Source organism: Vreelandella sp. 21 (assembly GCF_050995515.1).
GTDB lineage: Bacteria > Pseudomonadota > Gammaproteobacteria > Pseudomonadales > Halomonadaceae > Vreelandella > Vreelandella alkaliphila.
In genome coordinates, this window is sequence record NZ_CP194673.1 from 1,933,699 (window position 1) to 1,954,461 (window position 20,763).

21 protein-coding genes are annotated in these 20,763 nt (G+C 53.3%); 1 reads left to right on the forward strand and 20 read right to left on the reverse strand.

Translation table 11 applies throughout. The features are described from left to right. The 8 genes from ACN06F_RS09030 to ACN06F_RS09065 are packed head-to-tail and all read right to left on the reverse strand — an operon-like array spanning position 1 to position 9,684. Positions 1-240, reverse strand: coding sequence for a hypothetical protein (locus tag ACN06F_RS09030; protein WP_433925036.1), 240 nt, complete (start codon positions 238-240; stop codon positions 1-3). After that, positions 237-713 (reverse strand): hypothetical protein, encoded by a 477-nt coding sequence (locus ACN06F_RS09035; protein ID WP_198361470.1) that lies wholly within the window; start codon positions 711-713, stop codon positions 237-239. Before ACN06F_RS09035 ends, ACN06F_RS09030 begins: the two co-directional genes overlap by 4 nt. 2 nt (positions 714-715) lie before the next feature. Further along, positions 716-1,336 (reverse strand): hypothetical protein, encoded by a 621-nt coding sequence (locus ACN06F_RS09040; RefSeq protein ID WP_433925037.1) that lies wholly within the window; start codon positions 1,334-1,336, stop codon positions 716-718. Beyond that, on the reverse strand, positions 1,333-1,845 hold the full coding sequence (locus ACN06F_RS09045; RefSeq protein ID WP_433925038.1) for a hypothetical protein: 513 nt from the start codon (positions 1,843-1,845) through the stop codon (positions 1,333-1,335). The genes ACN06F_RS09040 and ACN06F_RS09045 overlap by 4 nt, the downstream gene beginning before the upstream one ends. Positions 1,846-1,876: 31 nt before the next feature. Beyond that, positions 1,877-2,248 carry a hypothetical protein gene (locus ACN06F_RS09050; RefSeq protein ID WP_433925039.1) on the reverse strand — a complete coding sequence of 124 codons (372 nt, stop codon included), beginning with the start codon at positions 2,246-2,248 and terminating at the stop codon, positions 1,877-1,879. Beyond that, a complete protein-coding gene (locus ACN06F_RS09055) occupies positions 2,235-2,588 on the reverse strand; it encodes a hypothetical protein (RefSeq protein WP_433925040.1) in 354 nt (117 codons plus the stop codon). The genes ACN06F_RS09050 and ACN06F_RS09055 overlap by 14 nt, the downstream gene beginning before the upstream one ends. 7 nt (positions 2,589-2,595) lie before the next feature. Further along, entirely contained in the window at positions 2,596-8,031 is a 5,436-nt protein-coding gene (locus tag ACN06F_RS09060) for a phage tail tip fiber protein (RefSeq protein WP_433925041.1), read from the reverse strand. Positions 8,032-8,058: 27 nt separating this feature from the next. Continuing rightward, positions 8,059-9,684 (reverse strand): hypothetical protein, encoded by a 1,626-nt coding sequence (locus ACN06F_RS09065; protein ID WP_433925042.1) that lies wholly within the window; start codon positions 9,682-9,684, stop codon positions 8,059-8,061. A gap of 119 nt (positions 9,685-9,803) precedes the next feature. Between ACN06F_RS09065 and ACN06F_RS09070 the strand changes: the two genes are divergently transcribed. Next, positions 9,804-10,187 (forward strand): hypothetical protein, encoded by a 384-nt coding sequence (locus ACN06F_RS09070; protein ID WP_433925043.1) that lies wholly within the window; start codon positions 9,804-9,806, stop codon positions 10,185-10,187. 18 nt (positions 10,188-10,205) lie between these two features. On the opposite strand, the gene ACN06F_RS09075 is transcribed toward ACN06F_RS09070, so the two are convergent. The 12 genes from ACN06F_RS09075 to ACN06F_RS09130 all read right to left on the reverse strand — a co-directional run bounded on the left by ACN06F_RS09075 (position 10,206) and on the right by ACN06F_RS09130 (position 20,701). Beyond that, positions 10,206-10,631, reverse strand: coding sequence for a hypothetical protein (locus ACN06F_RS09075; RefSeq protein ID WP_433925044.1), 426 nt, complete (start codon positions 10,629-10,631; stop codon positions 10,206-10,208). Further along, positions 10,628-10,948: a hypothetical protein gene (locus ACN06F_RS09080; RefSeq protein ID WP_433925045.1), complete on the reverse strand. Its 321-nt coding sequence runs from the start codon at positions 10,946-10,948 to the stop codon at positions 10,628-10,630. Before ACN06F_RS09080 ends, ACN06F_RS09075 begins: the two co-directional genes overlap by 4 nt. A gap of 10 nt (positions 10,949-10,958) precedes the next feature. Further along, on the reverse strand, positions 10,959-11,999 hold the full coding sequence (locus ACN06F_RS09085) for a hypothetical protein (protein WP_433925046.1): 1,041 nt from the start codon (positions 11,997-11,999) through the stop codon (positions 10,959-10,961). A gap of 8 nt (positions 12,000-12,007) precedes the next feature. Continuing rightward, positions 12,008-12,538, reverse strand: a complete 531-nt coding sequence (locus ACN06F_RS09090) for a hypothetical protein (RefSeq protein WP_433925047.1) — start codon at positions 12,536-12,538, stop codon at positions 12,008-12,010. Next, positions 12,538-13,239, reverse strand: coding sequence for a DUF6682 family protein (locus ACN06F_RS09095; protein ID WP_206049615.1), 702 nt, complete (start codon positions 13,237-13,239; stop codon positions 12,538-12,540). The genes ACN06F_RS09090 and ACN06F_RS09095 overlap by 1 nt, the downstream gene beginning before the upstream one ends. Before the next feature lie 3 nt (positions 13,240-13,242). Further along, entirely contained in the window at positions 13,243-13,563 is a 321-nt protein-coding gene (locus ACN06F_RS09100) for a hypothetical protein (RefSeq protein WP_433925048.1), read from the reverse strand. Positions 13,564-13,619: 56 nt separating this feature from the next. Continuing rightward, positions 13,620-14,564, reverse strand: coding sequence for a hypothetical protein (locus ACN06F_RS09105; protein WP_433925049.1), 945 nt, complete (start codon positions 14,562-14,564; stop codon positions 13,620-13,622). A 51-nt stretch (positions 14,565-14,615) separates the two neighbouring features. Continuing rightward, complete coding sequence (locus ACN06F_RS09110; protein WP_433925050.1) at positions 14,616-15,569, reverse strand: hypothetical protein; 954 nt, start codon at positions 15,567-15,569, stop codon at positions 14,616-14,618. Positions 15,570-15,822: 253 nt separating this feature from the next. After that, positions 15,823-18,078: a portal protein gene (locus ACN06F_RS09115; protein WP_433925051.1), complete on the reverse strand. Its 2,256-nt coding sequence runs from the start codon at positions 18,076-18,078 to the stop codon at positions 15,823-15,825. Next, positions 18,071-18,520 (reverse strand): hypothetical protein, encoded by a 450-nt coding sequence (locus tag ACN06F_RS09120; protein ID WP_433925052.1) that lies wholly within the window; start codon positions 18,518-18,520, stop codon positions 18,071-18,073. The genes ACN06F_RS09115 and ACN06F_RS09120 overlap by 8 nt, the downstream gene beginning before the upstream one ends. Positions 18,521-18,540: 20 nt before the next feature. Then, positions 18,541-20,151: a terminase gene (locus tag ACN06F_RS09125; RefSeq protein WP_433925053.1), complete on the reverse strand. Its 1,611-nt coding sequence runs from the start codon at positions 20,149-20,151 to the stop codon at positions 18,541-18,543. Next, positions 20,132-20,701: a hypothetical protein gene (locus tag ACN06F_RS09130; protein ID WP_433925054.1), complete on the reverse strand. Its 570-nt coding sequence runs from the start codon at positions 20,699-20,701 to the stop codon at positions 20,132-20,134. Before ACN06F_RS09130 ends, ACN06F_RS09125 begins: the two co-directional genes overlap by 20 nt. Positions 20,702-20,763: the final 62 nt, after the last annotated feature.

Consider the following 20,763-nt stretch of genomic DNA (forward strand, 5'->3'; position numbering starts at 1 on the left):
CTAGAAGATTGAGCTTGCGAGAAAGCCAACGCCTGCGCCAATCGCCGCACCAACAGGGCCGCCTGCCATCATGCCGATGCCTGCACCGGTACCAACGGCACTCATTTTTTGAGCGCTCTCGGCCTGCTTCATTTGATCTTCTGCCACCTTCGCTTGGCGCTGCTGGCCTGCGAGGTCGCCTAACCCTTGCATGGCCTCGCCTTCCATTTTTTGGCGTAAGCCTAAAAGTCCGTAGCTCATTGGTTCATCACCCGATCAGGAATATTCGAAAGGCCCATACCGCCGGCGAGAATTGCTTGCTGTCGATCTTGGGCAGAGATGCGCGCTTCGTTACCTGCACTGACCATTGAGGCACTGCGCTCTAGGCTGGTGCGACGCTCTTCGGCGGCTTGCTGCTGAGGTGTCTGGCTTATACCGTACCCTTGGCGCTGCTGGGCAAGCCCTTGCTGGCTACTGTCGAAAGCCAAGCCCACCGCGTTACTAGCATTAGCAGCGGCAGTACCCGGGGCATTGTTGTCTTGAGCCACGCGGGCCAGCTCATCGACGTACGGCGCAAAGCGGTTCTTCCAGTCTGTCCATTGGGCGCGGTTGAGCTGGCCAAGTAGTTGTGAGGCTCCTTGGTCGCCGCGCATGGCTTGGTTTGGGTCAATGCGTTGCTGTGCCGTTTGAGAGGGCGCGTAATTAATCTGCCCTAGCGTGGGTTGGTATTGCATAATCACACCCCGCCTGTGCTGACTTGATCGTAAAGGTTCAGCCCTTGGGGCTGACTGGGCTGGTTGAGATAGTTGACGGTACCCGCACCTGCAGCTTGGCCAAGCAATTGAAGGTTAGCGCTACGGCGATTAAAGCGATTAGCAGCTGTTTGGCGGGCATCGACCGCAGACTGACTAGCAATGCTCGATAAGCCTTGCTGTGCCTGGCCCGCTTTGCCCTGACCAATGGCGACAATATTTTGGAGACCGCGCACCTGCTGATTTTCCTGCTCAAACTGAGCGCGCCCAAGGGTTTCGCCGCCTGCGCTGGCACCGCCTAGCGCGATGCCGCTCATCGCGGATTGCGCGCGACCGCTAGAGGGGTCGATACCGGCCTGGCTTAACTGCAAACCTGCTTGCTGACTGGCATCGCTCACCGCTTGCTGCTGACTTTGAAGCGTTCGGCCAGCGATATAGCTCATATTGGCGTCGCTGGTCATATCGCCTACGGATTCCATGTAAGCGTTTTCGAGTGGTGCCAGCTTCTCTTGAGCGAAGTTCCACTTTTCGGCGGCTACCTGGGCAAGCTGGCGTTGCTCTGGCGTATCTTTAACCGTGGTATCGCCGCCGCCACCACCGCTCATAGGTCATCACCATTTAGCGATTCATCGACATCTTGCTGGTACGCTTCGTCTTGCGTGGGGTCGAGCCCAGCCAAGTAGTCATCAAGGCCGTCTTCATGGAAGTGGTCGCGAATCGACAGGCTGACTTTGTTCATCCAGTCGTAACCACCTATCAGATAGGCGCACTGCGTCACTACGGCGGTAAGCTGGTCACGCAGTACAAAGGCAAGGGTTTTGTAATGGCGGCTGTCAGAGCGCTCTAGGCATGCGCTATCACGCCAGTCCTGTAAGGCGCTGGCCATTAGCGGGCGAAGGTAAGGTTCGTGCTCTCGGTAAAACGGGTTAGCGGGCAGCTCAATTAGCGCTTCCCAGAACGTGCGGATCAGCGTGGTATCGGCTACGGGATTGTCTTTATCAACGAGGTCGTCGAGGGTCTGGGAAATACGAAACAGCATTTCACAAAATTGTGCGGCCGCTTCGTTATTGCGGAGTATGCCACGTAAAAACGTAGCTTCATTCTTGCGGGGCATGCAGCACCTCACGGTGGGGCAATTTAAAGGGTTATTGTAGCAGGGTCAGTTGTTGCTTAAATTCTTTTATCTCTTCATGCATCTCAGCGGCAGTATTAGCTTTACGAATGTTTGCTTTTGCCTTTACTCGATCTAACTCAATGCGATGGATTCGCAGTTGTCTCTTTTCGTGCTGATGAAGAATGGCGTTAATTAATACATCTAAAGGCATTCCTAATTCTTTAGCCTCTGACTCTAGTAATTTACCACTGCCTTCACGGGCTTCTATTAACTTCTGTTTATAAACGTCAGATTGAGCTGGATCGATATACCGCGCGCTTGACGCAAGCGTATCAATCAACGTTAGAAAGTGGTCTTCCGCTTCTTCACGGCTTTTGAACGTATTAGCATTAAGGTTCGCCAATGGTCACCTCCTCGACTCGATCTAGATACTCAACATGGCCACTCAGCTTAATCTCATAGGCCCCAGGCACATCGTATTCAATCACTAGTGGCTCATCATCCGTGACCGTTTCCATACCATTGGTCGTGGCTCTCAAGCCAGCAGGAAGGCCCGACAACGTCAGCGTTAAACCATCGACGGTCTCATCAAACGTTAGTGGGCGTTTTTCATGTATGACACTGGCTTCGTCGGCGTAGTGTGTATCATCCGTCACGTTTTCGGCGCACTTAATATAACGATAAGGCCCATGAGTAATTTGCAGGATCGCGCCATCGTCATCAACCATTGCGTATGTGTGCATTACTTTATTACCTTCGAGTTGCTAATAGGCCTAAAGAGCGGCCGCTAATGTCTGTAAAGTTGCCGATCACATGCACTGTGAATGTCGAGACACCCGACGACTCAGCGCCGACGTGCGCTGCAACGCTAAAAGCGCCGTTGACGCCTGGTCGAGCAATAACAGTTGTCCCGTTTCTTCTAATCTCAACTCTATAACCACCATTACCAACATTGGCACCAAACGAAACCATAACCATTACGTTGGCGCCTTTAGCATCGATAGACGCGCTGAGTATTTCTCTGTCGGTAGGCGACTGAGGGAGGCTAACCACTGACGATGCGGCAGTCGATACCGGGATCGTGACTGCGTTTCCCTGAATCACCAAGGTATCTACATACGCGTCTGCTGTAGAAATTCGGTTTCCCCAAATTAGGGTAGACCCAGGCCGTGTCCATCCGTTTGTTGTCCCATGGGCAAGATTTCCCCTGTTTGCCATGTCTCGGACGGTGGCCGCGTCCCATCCCCCTACTTTCGCGGTATCCGCTGCCGTGTTGCTGGCAGTGCGATCAGCGTTAGTCGGTGGCTTAGCACCCGATACTTCCGAATAACTCAGCGAGTTCTTCGTCGCTAATGACCCAGCCCCCGACACGTTGCCGATATTAACAACGCCATTAAACTGGCCTTCGTTGAACTCGACATTGCCATTTTGGCGTATACGCCAACCGCTTTGCCCCGCAATGTAGTTCCCCGACTGCACGTCAGCATAAAAGCGCGCTGCTTCCGCCACGCTGAGATTATCAACGTCAATCGCATCCGCACGGATTAAGCCGCCTGCCGTGGTAACCGGTGTACCGTCATCCAAGAAGAACTTGCCAATAGTGATAGGCCCAAGATGCCCCTCTTGAATTGAGCCGTTACGAATCATGGCGTTGTTTATATAAACAACGTCGCCATCCATAATGAACGGCTTACGCTTGTTGCTATTGGTTCGTCCTAACCAGAAGCGGTCTACGTCAAAACCCGCGTCCACTTCAGTACCATCGTTGTAGATACCAAAGCCACCAATTAGCCCACCGCTTTGTACCTTGGCAGTGTAAAGCGAGCCTACAACTGAATCCGGGTGATAACCTTGAATATCGGTCACATGCAAAGCGCCTGAACCACTAGGCAAACGCCTTACCAGCGTATACGCCCTAACCGCCCCTTCGGGAGCTGTCAGCTTTATTAACGGTGAAGTATCCCAAGCAGTTGACGTAACACGTTTAGAAAAGACAGTTTCAAATACCCCTCTGCCGTCCGATAACAACCACCCAACAGCAAAAACAAAACCAACATCGACATTGTTGCCGCCACCAGCATAAGAAATCCTAAAGGTATAAGCCTCGCCACCCTTGGTCGAAAAGTTACTACCCCTCAATATTTGCTGATCACCCCAGCCAGAAAAAGCGTCCCATCTAGCGGCATATCTAGTAGGCATAGTGCGAATGGCGTTGGTACCACTATTCCCGTCAGCCTCAACAACATCCACCAGCGATGGAGCGCTCCAACCTGATAAGTCTCCAGTTGCAAATTGACCGTTTGCTACAACAGACCCCGCATTTGCCATAGCGCGAACTTCGACCGCGTTTAGGCCGTTACCTAAATCTGTCTGAACGCTCTGAACCAACTCCGCTGTCGCTTCGATCTGGCCATCAACGCGAGAAATCTCACTATTCAGGTTCTGCTGAACCGTGGAAATTTGCCCATCAAGCTGAGATTGTGCCGTGGTAATGGCCTGGGCATTATTCGCCACGTTGCCGTCAATGCGGTTGACGTTAGTGTTTAAGCGCTGCTGAACAGTCGCTATGTCACTACCAAGATCAGAACGCACTTCGATAATCGCATTCGCATTGGCGTCGATAGCATCATCAACCCGCGCTATCTCGGTATTAAAATCCTGTTGCACTCCCGCCAATGCATCATCAGTAGCACTTTGAACATCGGTGATTGCCTGGGCGTTAGCATCAATCTCGTCGTCGATACGGTTAACGTTCGTCGTAAGGTTTTGCTGGACTGTCGAAATGTCACCTGAAAGTTGCGATTGCACCGTGCTGATAGATTGCGCGGCACTGTCAACACGGCCATCCAAGCGGCTGACTTGAGTATTTAGATTCTGCTGTACCCCCGCAACGTCACCTTCCAGATCGGAACGCACTTCTGTTACCGCCTGCGCGTTAACATCTATGCGCCCATCAAGCCGCGTAACCTCGGTATTAAAGTCTTGTTGCACGCCTGCTAGAGAATCATCCGTCGCTGACTGAACGTCGCTAATCGCTTGGGCGTTTGCCGATATGTCGCCATCAAGACGCGTGACTGCAGTATTAAAATTTTGTTGAACAGTCGTAATGTCGCTTTCTAGCTGGGACTGAACGGTGGTCAGCGCTTGCGCTTGTGAGTCAATCCGCCCATCAAGCCGCGTAACGTCGGTAGTTAAGCTCTCCTGAACCGTTGCAAGGTTATTTTCGAAACCCGCTTGAACCGCCGTAATAGACTGGGCGCTGGCTTTATAAACGGCCGAGACAACCGCTTGCTCATTCTTTAGAAACGATACCTCTGTATTAAAATCCTGCTGCACACCAGCAAGCGCTTCCTCGCTTGCTGACTGAACATTGGTAATCGCTTGCGCAGTCGAATCAACACGCCCGTCTAACCTTGAAACTTCAGTATTAAAATTTTGCTGTACCGTCGAGAGCTCGTCTTCTAGCTGAGACTGCACCGTTATTAATGCCTGCGCAGTCGAGTCAACACGCCCGTCCAGGCGACTTACTTGCGTGTTCAGGTTTTGTTGTACACCAGCAACGTCGCCTTCTAAGTCAGAACGAACTTCAGTCAACGCTTGGGCATTGCTATTGATTCGTTCATCTAGGTAGCTAGTCTGTGCATTAAAATCTTGCTGAACGGCAGATAACGCATCGTCAGTTGACGCTTGAACATCAGTTATTGCTTGTGCGTTTATCGAAAGCTGCTCATCAATGCGGCTAACTTCAGTTTCAAAATTTTGCTGCACTGTCGATAAATCGCTATCGATCTGTGATTGAACGGCCGTGACCGCTTGGGCTGTCGCATCGACACGATCATCCAGGCGCGTTACTTCCGTGCTGAGGGTCTGCTGAACCGTCGAAATATCACCATCTAGTTCAGCAACCGCCGTGTTAATTTGCGTCGCTAACGCCTGATTTTCTGAGGCGCGCAAACTCTGCTCTAGTTCGATAGCAGAAAACGCGTCAGCTAGCTGCACTTCAACGCCATCAATGCGTAACGCAGTAGCCGCACTATCCGCAAGCCGCACTTCATCCAGGCTATAGAACGTTGCCGACGCAGTGCCACGCGACGCAGAGATAACTCGCTGAACAGCGGCAAGAAGGTCATCTTCGGTGGCTCGCACGCGCGACTCACCGGTAATGCGCGCCTCGTTCTCTCCCACACTCGCCCACAAATCTAGTACGTCCCCGGCGACTGCTTCCACGGCAGACGTCCAGGCTTCACGTTCAGCGGCAATATCTGCTGCATTGCTCTGAGTTTGAGCCGTTAGGGTTTGCAGGTCACTGGCTAGCGCACCGTATTGAGTAGAGCGTGTTTCGGTTTCGTTATTGATAGCAGCTGTATTGTCATCCAGTTGAGACAAAAACCCTTGCAACTGGCTGGCGACAGCTTGTTCTTGGTCAGCAAGCGCCTGATGAATTTGTTCAATTGCTGCAGTGACTTCTGGTATATCCGTTTCTGCAAACGTAACAAGCACACGGTCTACAAAAACGCCATTTCCGCTGCCTGCGGTGTCACCCCAGATCACCAATTCGTGGATTAGCTCCCCCGTATTGGCAGGCACATCGACAACCACATCGTAAAATGTATATTCTCCGGTGGGGGTAAACCGCACCCACTCTCCATACGCCCCATCAACACAGTAGGCAATAGCGAATTCCGCACTGCCATTACTGTTAGGCTGTTTGGCGTAGAGCGAAAACCGTATTTCATTCCCCGCGAATTCGCTCGCAGTATCCGAATCAACCGTACGGCGAATGCCATGCGTTTGAGGGTTCGCGTTTGCTGTCGTTGATGAAACTAAAGCGGCCTGCTGGCCTGCGTACACATCCGATGTTTCAGGGGAAAGGTTGCTACCGGCGGTCTCTATCCATGCGTCAAAGTCGCTGCCTGGTTCAAAACTGCTTGCCAGAGATGGCCTTGCATCAAGTCGAGCGGCAAGGATCCCCACCTGCGTTACCAGCGAGCTGTTTTGATCTATGCGTATTTGACGCTCGTTCAGGATCAGTGCATTGTTGTCTTCGACACTGCCGTATAGCTGATCAATCTGAGTAGCGAAGACTTCGTTGTCATTAATTCGAACCTGTGACATCGAGTAAATTGACGCTGCGTTCGCGTCATAAGTCGCCGCTATAACATTTTGCTGCAATGCTAATAAGCTATCTTCTAGCTCCAACTGCTCAACGGCTTGGGTAATTGCGGTGGTGCGGTTTTCTACCTCACCTTGAATCGCTTGCGCACGCGCCTGAGCTTCAAATGTCAGACTATCGATCCGCTCAATTCTTTCAGATTCCAACGCTTCTATACGGTCGTCACGCTCTGCCGCAATGCGGTTTGCTACCGAACCATCTAGCGACTCTGGCCCACGTAACTCAGCTTCAATTGGTCCAATACGCTCAATAGCGGTTTCAATCGGGTCTAGCCGCTCAATCGCCGTTTCAATTGGGCCAATGCGTTCAATAGCCGTTTCAATCTGCCCAATGCGCTCGATGTTAGATTCAATCGCCGGTATCTTTTCGATTTCTTCACGTAACGACTGTGCTAATACGCCCGCGTCAATCTCGCCAGTTAGCAGCTCAAGCACATACCCTACGTCCGCTAGCGGTGCCGCGTACGTGCCATTCGGGCTGTTAGGTGGCCCCTCGATATCAGCCACCGACGTGAACGTGATCCAGTAGTAGTAACCCTTGAGCTTGGTCGGGTCGTCAGGATCAACAGCATCATCACGCACATAGTCGGTATAGAAACCGCCCGCTTCACGACCAATAACTTCTGCATTAGCAAAGTTATCTTCTTCGCTGCGAAAGATGTTCGTATAAGCATGGTTACGATACTGCTGGCCTGGAATGGTCCAGCTGAGGTTAATCATGCCGTAGAAGCCGCCTTGGGCATCAAAATTGGCAGGTGCTGGCGGTATGCTTAAATCCGGCGCTGGCGGCAGTGCGCCAGAATCTAGATTCCCATCTTGGCCTGGGCGCATGCCTGGCTTTAACTTACCAATGCCGCTATCCAACAGGTCACGCAACGTTACCTTGCGGTCTAAGGGGTCGCCCCGAACGCCTTCGCCGGTTTCCAAAATCTCGGTCATGGCAGCAATCAGGGGGCGTAGCTCGCTCGGCGCCTTCGGCGGCACAGGCGGCAGTGTCCGACGACGTCGGTTCATGGGCACCTCACGGTGAGCCTGAAAGGGTTAAATCAATTCGCTGGGAGAGGTCGCGATCTGAATGGACTGTACTTCGTTGCTGCTTTGAATCTCGATTTCCCAATCACGGCATAACGTATAGCCTGCTGGAAGCCGAAACATTCCAGCATCAAAAATATCGGCATCCACTACATCATTGCCATCAGCACGAATAATCAAACGAACGGGATAGTGGGAAGCGATCAACTTGCCACAGGTAAAGCCCGCGCTTCCTGGGGGGACTTCATGTAAGCGCGATCGCCAGGTGTACGTCATCGGACCACCCTGCCCCCAGGCCTTTATCGCGCTGTTCTGAATTAAATAGAGAGTTCCCGCTGCAATGTCGTGATAGCCACCACTGGCGTTAATATCCAAAAACTCCACGCCTTCTCCAGGTGTAAACACCATGCAACCGCCACTGTAGAACGCTAGGTAACGGCCATCGTAACGATATGCGTGCATGGTGCTTGGGGTCAGCGCTTGCCACTGATCTTTGGTGAACACCTCGGCAGTCACCACGCGGGCATCACGACCACCGGCAGCAACTAGCCCTTCGTGGCCTGCGTAGATAACATACTCGCCCATATCCACCAGCGAGCGCGCAGATATACAGGGCTGGTCAACGTCTAGTTGCATGGGTGACATGGCTTCGGGACTGGCACCACTGACAAGGTACGGCTGCCCTTGTGTCGCGACGATCAGGCCCGACGACGTGGCGCCAATGGCAACAATGTTGTCTTTGAAGGCGAGCTGGTAAGCCACTGGCCACGCGTGGGGCAAGTACGCCTCACTAAAGCACAGAGTGTTTTCAAAGAACCCAGCAAGAATTCCGCCAGGTAGTGCGGTTAATCCCTGCAGCCTGGGATCAGGCATATCCCACTCGACTGACAGCAGTGAGCGGCCAAGCTGAGCGCTGGGAATGTTGTCGAAATACTCGCTATTAGCTGCATTAACGTCGGCTACATACTGATAAATACCGTTCGTCTCCGCGCGATAAATACGCTTGGTCACAATGTCATGGCTACCGCTGGGTACGTTTGGGAGTGCTAGTTGCACCTCGCCCCCAGTAGGCGCACCACTAACCATATCCCAGCGTTCAATGATGTTGCTGGGGGCGCTGGGTGCACCTTCTTCGCCAAAACGGGATACCAGCGTGACTACATATGAGGTTTCTAGCGTCGTCGGTGGGCGATCACTGATAGGCGTGCGGCCGCTAGGTTCTGTTGCCGAGGGGCCGCTATTCGGAGCGGGGACACCTAGCCGGTAACTGCTGCCAGGGTACGGTGGTGTGCCACTGGTAATGTCGCTAATACCGCCCATCTTGGGTGGGCCGTCACCTGTCCAATACACGCGGGAAAAGTCGTCATTCGCTAGTGGCGACTTCACAACGTGAACGTTACGCCCCATCCCCCAGGTCAGCCAGAAGCCTTGCCCATTGTTTCCGCTGGGGTAGCGGTAAAGCGTTGAAGGATTCGCCACCGAGCTAAGCGACTCGACGGCTAGAGGTACGCGTTCGGGCTTTAGCGTGCCGCGCTTTAGGTAAACGTTACGCGCCCGCTGGGCGTTGTTTTCTGGCAACAGTCGAGCGTCCATTATCGGCAGCTCGCCACGAAAAGCGTTATGCTGTATTTTCATATTTATCTCATGGAATAAAGCGACCGAAAGATGCAAGCCAGTTACTTATAGATATTTCTAACACACATAAAAGTAGTTAAAATTTTTAATTAAAACCAACATCATAAATAAGATACACAATGTTCAATAAACTTAAAAAATGCCGCTTAGCCTTACGAACAGCTAAACTAGAAAAAAGAATTGAAAATTTAGAATCATTTAAAGAGCATGCTAGCAAAGAGCTATCTAACATCAAAATAAAAGAGAGGGAAAACGCGAGATACAAATTCTCTCATCTCTCGGCATCAATATTATTTTTTTCATTTGGGGTTCTTATTTTAATTTTTAATGATTCATTCAAAGGGAATGTATACTGGAGTTCAGTATTCCCTACTACTTTTCAAGTTTCTCTTTTATTTTCAGCAAAAGAAAGGGGTGGGCTCGCCCTGGGCCTAAGCATACTATCAGTTGCAGGTACCGCGATTTCTCTCTATCTAGTATCGACTGGTTTTTTTAATACCTAAAAAAATCATCTTGTAGCGCTAATACTCTATAGCTTTGGCAGCTTCTATACTCTGCGATGCACGCACCGCTTTTACCAGCCGCTGCCGTTTCCCGGTCAGCTGCTGGAAATGAGTGAATCGCTCAGCATTATCAACCACCGCGTCACATAACTCCTTCATCGTCTCTGTGCCGTCTTCGCCGTTCCGGCCTAGTAGTATCGCGTCCAACACAGGCGTTGATGGCTGCTCACTCTGCGGGTCTTCATGCCACGCCAAGAAAGCGCGCGCCTCAGCTTCTTGCGCAAGCCACGTTTGCTGCTCTATCGCCGGATACTCTCTGATTAGCGGCTCAGCTTCGGCGGTATACGCCGCGTTGATCTCTGCGATCTTAGCTGCCTGGGCGTCTGCTAGTAGCTCAGCGTCTGTTTTGGGCAGAGTCACCTCTGCGTCATTAAGCCAGCTCATGGTGTCATATCCTCCTCCACTTCAGGCACTACGTCATACAGCGGTAGTTCGATAGTCCCGTTATAGTTTTCCAGCACGATAGCCTCTGGGAACCGCGTTTCGTGTGAAGCGTTAGGGCCATGGCCTAGACGTATAGAGCACTCATACTCGTCGCCGTTACGCTTCACTGTGCCAAGGTCGGGGTGTTGCGCTGTTGCGCCGTCAGGTAGCTCTGATAGATCGTAGTCGGTGCCGTTGACAGTTAAGACCGTGCCGCTGACGCTAGCCGTGGTTTCTTCGTCTGCGCGGACGGGGGATAAATTGAGTGCTAGTTTCATAATGTTTTCCTTAGTCGTACCAGCGTCCGATATGAGTTAATACCATTGTGGCTGTACTAGATGTTGGAAACTCATTAACTATTCTAACTCTAGCTGTAGTAGGAGTTTCACACCTAGCGCGCCCTCTGTTAGATAAGCCAGCACTTCCCCCGGTGTTTTGCACATAGGCAAACCCATTTGAATACAAAGATCTGGTCGAGGTTGGCAAATCAAATTCTACGCTACCGTCAGAGCCGTTACCCTCCACGGTTATCTCTTTATAAGCTGTATGTATTATTAAGGTGCCGTCAGCGTATTTTGCATACTCCCCGTTAGCATTACTCCCCCGCTCAATAATCGCCCCTGTAGGGATTCCATTAGACTGAGAGACGGTGCCAAGGATATTTTGTGAGGTATAAATCTCTCCCCATGGCCCCCACTGGCGTCCCCCATTAGTGTCAGGGCTGTTCGCACAAACACGAATCCATTGGCGGGCTTTGCTGGGAGACCTCCCTGTATAATTAGTAGCGGTTTGAAGTAGAGATTCCCCCGAGTAGGTTGATTGAGTCTCGACCCAAAAAAAAGTGATCCCTGGACTACTAGGAAAAACTCCTTCATTACTACTGGAGTACAGGGCGCACTCACCTGCTTTAGCAAGATCGACGTTACCTGATGTAGAAGAACCCGAATAGTAACTACCAAAATAAGCCCTTGATGCGTATACGATGTCCCTTAGCCTAACTAATGAGCTATCGGAACCAAAACTATTCAGCCCTGTTGTCACATCACGTCCTAGCAGTGGCCCCAGCTGATCAATCACGCTGTTCAGTTCATTCCTGTCAGGGAACTCAGCGATCAACTCGGCGCTAGATCCCTGACGGCGGTAGAGACGCATATAGGCACCGTTACCTGGAACGCTGAAATATTTACCATCAGCCGTGTTCTGACGCCCTTCTGTGATCGTTGAGTAGATCGCGTTAAGACCCATCGCTGCGTCGCGGAAACGCACCACTTCTTCTTGCAGCTTGGAGTTCGTTTGTTCTAGCTGTACGACAGCCTGCTCGAATGACATAACGCCCCCTAGATAAATCGTCGTGGTTGAACGCGTGCGCCCTGCTGCTGCCCGTACACTGACAAGCGGTAGGCATCGTTGATGCCTGCGGTGAAGTGCCTTTCGTGATACGCCGCTTGCTCGACGTTTCGCCACGGCTGCGGCAGCAATAGGAGGCGATGGGTAGCGCCATGACGCAGGGTTTCAAAATGCTGGCGACGCAAGCTGTCTGGCAAATTACCGTTACTGGTGGGCTTGACTGCGACACGCGCTGTGAACGTATCGCCACCACTCGCTCGATGAATGCTCACCGACTCTGGAGATAGCTGCTCGTAGTCGATGCCTGGCGCCATTACGCGGTCGCTTAGATACAGCGTTAGCACACGCACACAATGGGTTCCCTCGGGGGCCATGATGGCCCCCTCCGGCGTTACTGATGCATCAACAATCCATGCATTGCCGTCCTGGCACAGCCGAAACTCTGCCCAGCGAATAGCATCACGCACGCTCATCAACGGCGCTTCTGGAACGTCCTGCACCACTGTTTGCAATAGATCCATTACTGCCGCGTCCGTGGCGGATTGGATGAGTTGTCAGGCGTGTTAGGCGAGATAGCGCGCGCGACTTCAACCTTCTGCCCCAGTGCGCCCATATACGCCTGCATGTGCATCTGGGCGCGATTCAGGTTTGCCGCGTGTTCAGCGTCTTTCGAGTAAGCGCGATACAGGATGTAATCGGTGATAACTGGCGCATAGCTGTCGTTGAGGCGAATCGGGTCTTCTTTCAAGCCATCCAATCCCAATGCGACATCGTGCGGTGTGGGTGTTGATGAGTAGATCAGCTCGACTTCGGCACCATCAGCAGCAGGTGGGTACACATAGAAGCGCGTCGGGTCCTGATCATCGAACACATACTGCTCAATGTTCACACTAGGCTCGTCGGCGTGCCAGCTGCGGCGCGTGGTATCCAGTGCACGGCGACTGGTCACCAAAATACCTAGTTTATCGCTGAGGTCTGCCGTATTACGGACTACATCAATAAGGCGAAGACCATCGTCAGGTATCTCTTGCCGGGTTCCTGATACCAGTGGCACCGCTGCGTTGATTGAAGATGCATCGGGTTTAATCTGAACGATGGCCTGGTAGCTCTCGTTTAGCCAGCCGATCAGCTCCTCATTAGTCCAGCGGGTACCGGCGGCCGTCACTTCCTGCAGTACCAGTTTGGTATTGCGTATGACGGTGCCTACAGTTGTGACGGCCATTGCTTACACCTCCTGCATGTAACGGTTTTTAGCCAGTGCAGCCGTCCACGGGAATGTGCGCCCGTTTTTCAGATGCTTGAGCATGCGCCCCTGATACTTAGGCTTTTCGGGCTCTTCAGGCTCGGTAGGCGTCTCGTTAGGTGTAAGCTCTTCAGGCGTGGTGATACCCTTTTCTGCCAGCGTTTCAGCGGCTTCAAGTAGCTCCGCGCGGATCGTCTCAACGCCTTGGCGCTTATTGAGCTCAACACCTAGCTTCACGGCTAGTGGGTCGAAATCATCCTTGGTCACCGCTTCTTCAATCTGCTCAATCAGTGTCTTGGTCATGCGTGTTTCCTCACGGAAAGTAAAACGCCACCCCGAAGGATGGCGTAGGTGGGCGATTAGGCGGCGCGTTGTGCGTACAGATGCCCCATGGCGTTGGGGTCGATGACCTCATAACCAAAGACGTTCAAGCCTCGCACTAGCTGGCCGAAGTCGTTCGGGTTTTTCAGGTCTTCCATCTTGGTCATTTGCGACGCAAACGTGAGCGCCTTCTTATGACCAAAGATGCAGTTTGTGGCCTGCTTGGTGGTTGTTGCGTCTGTCACCTTCGACATGTTGTTGCTGACATACACGCCGAAGCGGTCGAGCATGCCCACCTTGCCGTTACGGAATACCGAGGTGTTGTCACCCATGGCACTCGCGTCACGCAGGTCAGACTTCTTGAGCATGCCGTTCATCCATGCGGGAATAACGATCCAGCGGCCCTCGTCGGGCACATTTTGCTCGTCCAACACCGAACCGCAATCCACGAACACGTCGAGAATGTTGGTTTTGCTCACATCTACCGGCGCACCGGCTTCACCCATGTTGTAGCCACTGGATTCAAGACCGGCAGCAGCGCCTGCGTTCTCGGCCGCAGCATCCGCAAACACGTCGCCAAGAATCACCTTGTCAATGGCAATTTTCATCTGCTGGCCAGCATCATCTGACCAGTTATCCATCAGTTTGATGTCTGCTTGGTACTCATCGACATTATTCACTTCAAAGGCAAAGTACTTCGCCTTATCAATGTGAAGCTCAACTTTGTCGGAAGTGGGCTTTTCGTAGTTAAGACCACCGCCAACTTCATAGTCTCGGATGGTGATAGACGGTGTGGTGCGGATCATCACCGTGTCGCCTTGCGACTTAATTTCTCCTTCATAATCCGTATTGGAAATTTCAGCGAAACACGTTCGCGTATACAACTTTTCAATCATCTTTCCCGACCAGACCTGTGGGATAAACCCAGAGGACGACGTGCTGGAATAGTCGGGATGCGATGCGTCGCGTGCTGGACCTGCCATTGGAGTAACCTCTTATCGCCTCACGGCGAGGAATCGGAACCGCCAGCCGGGTTATCGAACCCGGCCTTCACGTTGGGCGGCGAATATGTCGGCTTCCAGGCGCTGCGCTTCGTCAGCGGAGTAGCGGCCAGCGGTCTTGTCACGATAGAACTGGGTAATGTCGGCACCCGTCCACAGCTTCCCGCCTTGCGCTTGCGGCGTTGGGGCTGCTTTGGTGGTGCGCGGTTCTACTTGCTCATCGGGGACCGTGCGCTTCTCTTGCGGCTTCGGCGCTGCCTGACTCAGATAGAGTTTGAAAACGTCAGCCACCCCTTTAGCGTTTAGCGCCTGTTGCGCCTGGCTGAGTGCCTGCTGGTACTGCTTACCCGTTTGAGGATCGAACTGGTTGAGAAACTGCAGGAATGCCGCTTCACTATTGATCTGACGATAATTGGGCACCGCTTGCTCTAGGTTCATCCAGAAGCGTGCTTCGGCGTCTTCTTGCTTGTCAGCTTCGAGACGGTCTAAGCGTTGCTGTAGCTCCTGGGTGTTTCCAGCATCAGCGGTTGTTGCCTTCGGCTGAGCCATCCGCTCAATGAACGTCACCAGGTCTTCACCGTACTCCTGCTTGAAGTGGGCGAGCTGTTCATCAGTGATGCCGCTGTTATCAGTCGTGGGAGCTTTTTGCTCTTGTTCCTGAATGCGGCGATCTTTCTCGGCAACCTGCTGTTTCAGCTGCTCGTTCTCATTACGCAGCGCTGGAAGCTCACTGTTGTACTTGCCTTGAAGCACTTGAAAACGGTGTTGCCAATAAAGGGCGTCTTGGCTTTCTGGCTTAGGCTCGTCTTTCGGCGGCTCGGCGGGTTGCGTATCGGGTTTGTCAGTGTCCGGCTTCTCAGCGTCGCGTGGCGGGTTTTGCTCACTATCAGGAGCCTTGGCCTTATCGGCGTCGGGGTTCTCTGGTTCGCGGTCAAAGTGCTGTGCGGCGGCGTCAACTTGCGCCTGTACGGACTGGGGTAATGACATTTCAACTCCTATGACGCCTCTCGGCGTGTCTGTGAGCCGGACTTAGCCGGGGTTCACGATTCGGGTAACGGGTTCAACCTGCAGTGTTGAGCGTTGCCCACAAAAAAGCCGCCTCCGGAGAAGCGGCTTACTTGTGAGGCCGGACGACTCCGGCTATTTGAAACGGGTATCTATTACGTCGTGTGCGGTTTCTAACTTTTCGATAAGGCCCGCTAGTGCAGTGGCCTCGCCCTGCTTACGCGCCAACTCTGTGCTATCGCGGCATTGCTCCAAGTGGTTGCGACAATCCTCGCGCAGGGACTTGAGCATTTCCAATAGGTGCTTGCCGTCCTGACTGCTGTTGATTCGCGACAGGGCTTTCCACTGCTGCTCGTTCATTCGCACCTCTCTGAGTTTCGGCTATCAACTTGGCAATCTGTGCGAGCAGGTGTTGGGCATCCAGCGGTGCCATTTGCTGCGCGATTTGTGTGTCGGCTTGAGTTTCGGCAGCGTCGGCGCCGTACTTCTGTGCCTGCGCCTGCTTAACGGCCACGTCGGCTTGCGCCTTGGCTTGCTCGATCTCTTGCTGAGCTTCTAGTTGCGCTTGTTGAGCTTTCTGTTGCTCGGCTAGGTTCTGCTCCATTTGCTCTTGCGTGGGGATCAGGCCGGGCATATCCAGCTTCTCGGCCGTGCTTTCTAGCAACTTGCGGCGGCCTTCCATGCCTACGATGCCCATATCTATCTCGTTGGCGGTCATTTGTAGGAACTGCTGGCGTAGCATGTTGGTCTGTTCGCGTATCAGCATGGCTGAGCTACCGCGCGCGACGACATTACAATCACCCTTGATGCTTGGGTCTTCGCTGTACTGCATGTTGTAGAGCCAAAGCGCCTCAATCACGCGGCGCATCACACCACGGTCAATGTGCCGGATGGCGTCTTTGATACCTTTGTTGGCTGACTCCATCAGCATTGATAATCCACTAGCAGTATTACCAGCACCACCAACATTCTCATTGCCATAGGTGTACCGCGGGATGTTAGTGGCATCGTCTGCGCGCCGCTCAAACTGATCGTAAACAGCGAGCAATTCAGCAGCGTTACTGCTGGGCTGGTAGAAGCGAACGGCGGCGTTATTACCGGTGACCTGGCTGTCTTTAGTACGCCAGATTTTCCACGGATAAATGTTGGTCGGGTCTTCTTGCGGCTGCAGGCGATCTTCGTACACTTCCACCTGCGGCCCTGAACTAATAGCGAGGTTGTTCACCAGGCTTCGCGCGGTGGCGTTGCACACGTCTTGAATGTCGGCCATGAGTTCAGGGATGGCTTGGCCCCAGAAGCTGCCTGGCACTGGCTGGTAGCTCGCTTTGTGATAAGGGCGACGCTCTAGCGGGTCGCGGTTAATACGAACGCGAATAACGTGCTGACCAATCAAGATGGCCTCAATCTCATACTCTGCCAGCGGGTCTTCAATATCGTCAGGGTTAACGCCCCACTGCAGCAGCGTCACGCCTTGTGCACCACCAGAATAAATAAGGCCGTCGATAGTTTCGCCGTGGGTCAGCCATTCATGGCCACGCCCTTCTAGCTCGGCACGCTCGCCATCTGTCCATAGCCAGTCGCGTAAGCCACCTTGGCCGTACTGTTCCAGCACACGGCGGATAGATTCTTCATTGAATGACGGCACGCCAATCAGTTGGTTGAGCTGCATACGCGTGAAGCGTGCACGCTCAATAAGAAATGCGCCGTCATCAACGCTGGTGGCGTCTGGGCTTGGGTACAAATCGAATGGGGATACTCGCTCAAACTCTGGTCTGATCGTGGTGGTTTTAACCGGTTGCCAGCCTTCTAGCCATTCCAGTGTAGGCACGCGGCGCAGAATAGGTGCGCGCACAAATGCGCCCGGGTAGGTAACGAAATCATCAACGAACTGTTCAAATGCTTCAGACCAGCCGCCTTCGGCTAGCTGATCGGCTATCACGTCTTCATGACGCTCGGCAGCTTCTTCAGCTTTCTCTTGCGCCATTTGCCGCACTTGCTCGCGCGCTTGTTCGATCAACGCAGCCATATCGACTTGCTGACCTTCCTGCTGAGCCTGTAAGGCTTGCTGCTGCATCTGCTGGAATACAGGGGCAACGTACTCGTCGGGCACGTCTGCGACCGGGGTAGGCTGCAAGCCCCACGGCTGCTCATTGGCGGGCATCATAATGTCGCGAATCCAAGCGCCTGCGGCGCGGCACTTGGTGGCGGTCAACATCATGTAAATCTCGGCACCGCCTTCCTTGCGAATCGCCGCTAGCTTGTCAGGGCCGTACTCGCCTTTACGACGACGCAGACAATCCAACAGTCGGTATTCAACTTCTTGCTTGGCTGTCTTTGCGGATTCCCATGACCGGCGAATGTGCGCACCCAGCGACGACTCCATGAGCTGACGACGACGCTCTTCCTCGGCCTGCATTTGTTGAGCTTCGGCGGCTTGCTCGGCGTGCATCTCAGTCGCCGACTTGTATTGCAGTAGCCCCAAACTAGCCATTAGCAGCACCCTGCGTTATCGCACGGTAAATAGCGGCATCGGCGGCACGCTTGTGGGTACGCATCCGCTGAACGTTGCGGCGCATCGGGCCTAGCTGTTTAAAGAGGTCGGTCACGTAGCCAGCGGGATCGTCTAGGAACTCCAACAGCTTGACGTTAAACGTCACGCCCATATTGCCCTCAACTTCAAACTGCAGGCGCATACCTGGCTCTGGCGTCGTCACCTTCTCTTCGATAATGATCATATCGATTTGCACGTTGCCAACGTCCGGACGGAAACGCTTTGAGGGAATCGGGATACCGTACTTCATTAGCTCTTGCGCAATACCCATGGCGGCATCGCGTGCAAACTTTTCAATCTCACGGCTTTGCAGGCCCGCTAGGCGCAATGCTGCCGTGCGCGCCCGCTGTTGCTGCGAGCCGTTCGGGGTGGTGTGGATCATAGCGCCTCCCGGCGGGGTGATTAGGTGTGAGCGTTCCAGCCGCCACGCGATGAACGATTAGCAGGCGTTGACGGCAACTGTGCTCGAGTAAATAACGATGAACGTGCGAGTGTTTCCAGCGCCTTAGCACCGTGGGATGCCCAATCATGTCGAGGCGTTGACTTGTACACGCCGCGTTTGTCGTCCCATTCCTTGCGGTAGTTATCGAGACATAACACGCCCTGGTGGCAGGCCTCTTCGTCAATCCAACACATTGGCAGGAATTGGCGCGTCGCTTGAACACCCTCGGCGTGGTTGCTAATGCGCGGTACCGTTTCAAAGTTAATGCCGAAGCCCTTGGCAACGTCGGAACGACTCAGGCCAGTGCCCAACTCTCTAACGGCTAGATCGTGAGGACCGAAGTGGCCGCCGTAGCGATAGCCTTTCTTGTTGAGCAGGTCGGCGTAGTATTCAATGCCCTCGCCTTCACCTTCCAGATAGTCGACAAGATGCACTTCACGCCCAACGACTTGAGCAAACCAAATGGCCATGGTGTCGTTCATGCCCAAGTCCCATGCGGTATAAACCGGCAGACTGGGATTAACCTGCACCTCAGACGTGAGCCGCTTGTTCTTGCGAAGGTGTTGCATTTGTGTGGCGAAGTAAGCGCCTTCTACTGACTGGTTGAACGCTTCCTCTGGTGTGCTGGGGTACTCCCGCTGCATATCATCCTGCAGCTTTTCGGCTTTCTTCGCGTACCAGGCACGCTGTCCATCACTAGTCTTGATGCCGTGCTTGTGCTCAAGCTGCTCGAAGTATTCGTTTAACCGCTGCGGTATCACGACGCCTTTCGGGTTCATCGTGTACCTGGGCTCTTGCCACCAAGGAAAGAAATGAAACTGAAAATCCATTTCCGTCAGCGGTCGGCCCATATCTTTAAGCTGCTGCGCGGTCTGCGAGTACTCGAAGAAGTACCCTTCACGCCCCTCAGCCGTGGATTCAAGCGTAATTTGATTACCTGGACCTACTGCTTCAAAAGCACCGGTGACAATCTCTTTGGCCTTGTGCGGGAACTGGCGGCAGATTTTACCGAACTCCGACACATGCAGCCGTTGCAGCGTGCCGCCACGGTAAGATGTGGAAACCTTGATACTTGAGCCGTTATCGAAGACATAGGCACCGCTACCGCTCTTGTCGCTGATAGCCTTTGGTATCCTAGTGCCCAGCATCTTCAGTAGCGCGTGCCAAGCGTCGTCGATGTTCTCGTAAGCGAAGGTAATCTTGTTTCTAAAAATGTCCTGGGCATCTTCCAATTTGTGGCAGATACAGCCCGCAGAGAAGTTGTCTTTGAACAGACAATCATCGAGCGCGTCGATCATTTCAAACGTGGTAAAGCCTAACTGGCGGGCCTTGAGGATCAAATCTAGGCAGTGACCGCTTAGGTAGCGCTCATACTGCGCTTTGTTGGGTCGAAACCGAACTTTCTTACCGTCAACATCCTTAATCTTGTACAGCGAATTGAGCCGAAACCATTTCAAGCTGAGTGCAGCCAACAGGTCGGCTTTGTCGGTTAGCCTCCCCTTAGCGTGTGCCCGCAGGTAGGCCTCTGCGCGCTTGACCTGGCGCGCTCGCTCACTCGGCGGCAGGATCACTGGGCGCTACCTCGGCCATTAACTCTTCAAACGTCTTCACGCCTTCGTCTTTATCGTTGGCGTCCAGACCGTAGTTCTGACGCTCCAGCTTCACAACGCGCTCAAGTGCTTGCGTACCATGGCCCATACACTTGCCGACATACTCCAACGGCACGTCGATTTCAGCAGTGCCGCCCGTGGGTAGCTCGACAGCGATCTTGCCTTCGGCTAGCTGGTTTTCCAGCAGCACAGCAAAGCGCTCGGTAATGCCACGCCAGCGCTCAAGAGCTTTGCGGTGGCCCTTAACGACCGCTGCATTCTCGTTTGCGGCCTGCTCTACCACCTCGTCATCGAGCGCGGCTTGCGCCTCTGGTGGAAGCGTTGCGCGAGTGATCTTCTCTTGCGTGCGCTCCCTTACTCGCTCGGTTAAATCCTTCTTCCAATCATACTTTTTGGCACGGCGATGAATCGTAGAGCGGTTAACGCCGTGGCGCGCTTCCAGCTGCGCGAGCGAAAAACGACCGGTTCGATATTCCCGCTCGATCAGCTCCCAATCGTTTCGTTTAGCCATAAAAAAACGCCGCCATTACTGGCAGCGTCTCCATAGAATAGGGTGATGCGGTGGTTGGCGCT

Coding starts and splice junctions, on each gene's coding strand:
- ACN06F_RS09085 (WP_433925046.1), bottom strand. CDS start 11,999: ATGTCATTCGAGCAGGCTGTCGTACAGCTAGAACAAACGAACTCCAAG.
- ACN06F_RS09070 (WP_433925043.1), top strand. CDS start 9,804: ATGTTCAATAAACTTAAAAAATGCCGCTTAGCCTTACGAACAGCTAAA.
- ACN06F_RS09095 (WP_206049615.1), bottom strand. CDS start 13,239: ATGGCCGTCACAACTGTAGGCACCGTCATACGCAATACCAAACTGGTA.
- ACN06F_RS09120 (WP_433925052.1), bottom strand. CDS start 18,520: ATGATCCACACCACCCCGAACGGCTCGCAGCAACAGCGGGCGCGCACG.
- ACN06F_RS09115 (WP_433925051.1), bottom strand. CDS start 18,078: ATGGCTAGTTTGGGGCTACTGCAATACAAGTCGGCGACTGAGATGCAC.
- ACN06F_RS09045 (WP_433925038.1), bottom strand. CDS start 1,845: ATGCCCCGCAAGAATGAAGCTACGTTTTTACGTGGCATACTCCGCAAT.
- ACN06F_RS09040 (WP_433925037.1), bottom strand. CDS start 1,336: ATGAGCGGTGGTGGCGGCGGCGATACCACGGTTAAAGATACGCCAGAG.
- ACN06F_RS09060 (WP_433925041.1), bottom strand. CDS start 8,031: ATGAACCGACGTCGTCGGACACTGCCGCCTGTGCCGCCGAAGGCGCCG.
- ACN06F_RS09055 (WP_433925040.1), bottom strand. CDS start 2,588: ATGCACACATACGCAATGGTTGATGACGATGGCGCGATCCTGCAAATT.
- ACN06F_RS09030 (WP_433925036.1), bottom strand. CDS start 240: ATGAGCTACGGACTTTTAGGCTTACGCCAAAAAATGGAAGGCGAGGCC.
- ACN06F_RS09080 (WP_433925045.1), bottom strand. CDS start 10,948: ATGAAACTAGCACTCAATTTATCCCCCGTCCGCGCAGACGAAGAAACC.
- ACN06F_RS09105 (WP_433925049.1), bottom strand. CDS start 14,564: ATGGCAGGTCCAGCACGCGACGCATCGCATCCCGACTATTCCAGCACG.
- ACN06F_RS09130 (WP_433925054.1), bottom strand. CDS start 20,701: ATGGCTAAACGAAACGATTGGGAGCTGATCGAGCGGGAATATCGAACC.
- ACN06F_RS09110 (WP_433925050.1), bottom strand. CDS start 15,569: ATGTCATTACCCCAGTCCGTACAGGCGCAAGTTGACGCCGCCGCACAG.
- ACN06F_RS09090 (WP_433925047.1), bottom strand. CDS start 12,538: ATGGATCTATTGCAAACAGTGGTGCAGGACGTTCCAGAAGCGCCGTTG.
- ACN06F_RS09075 (WP_433925044.1), bottom strand. CDS start 10,631: ATGAGCTGGCTTAATGACGCAGAGGTGACTCTGCCCAAAACAGACGCT.
- ACN06F_RS09065 (WP_433925042.1), bottom strand. CDS start 9,684: ATGAAAATACAGCATAACGCTTTTCGTGGCGAGCTGCCGATAATGGAC.
- ACN06F_RS09100 (WP_433925048.1), bottom strand. CDS start 13,563: ATGACCAAGACACTGATTGAGCAGATTGAAGAAGCGGTGACCAAGGAT.
- ACN06F_RS09035 (WP_198361470.1), bottom strand. CDS start 713: ATGCAATACCAACCCACGCTAGGGCAGATTAATTACGCGCCCTCTCAA.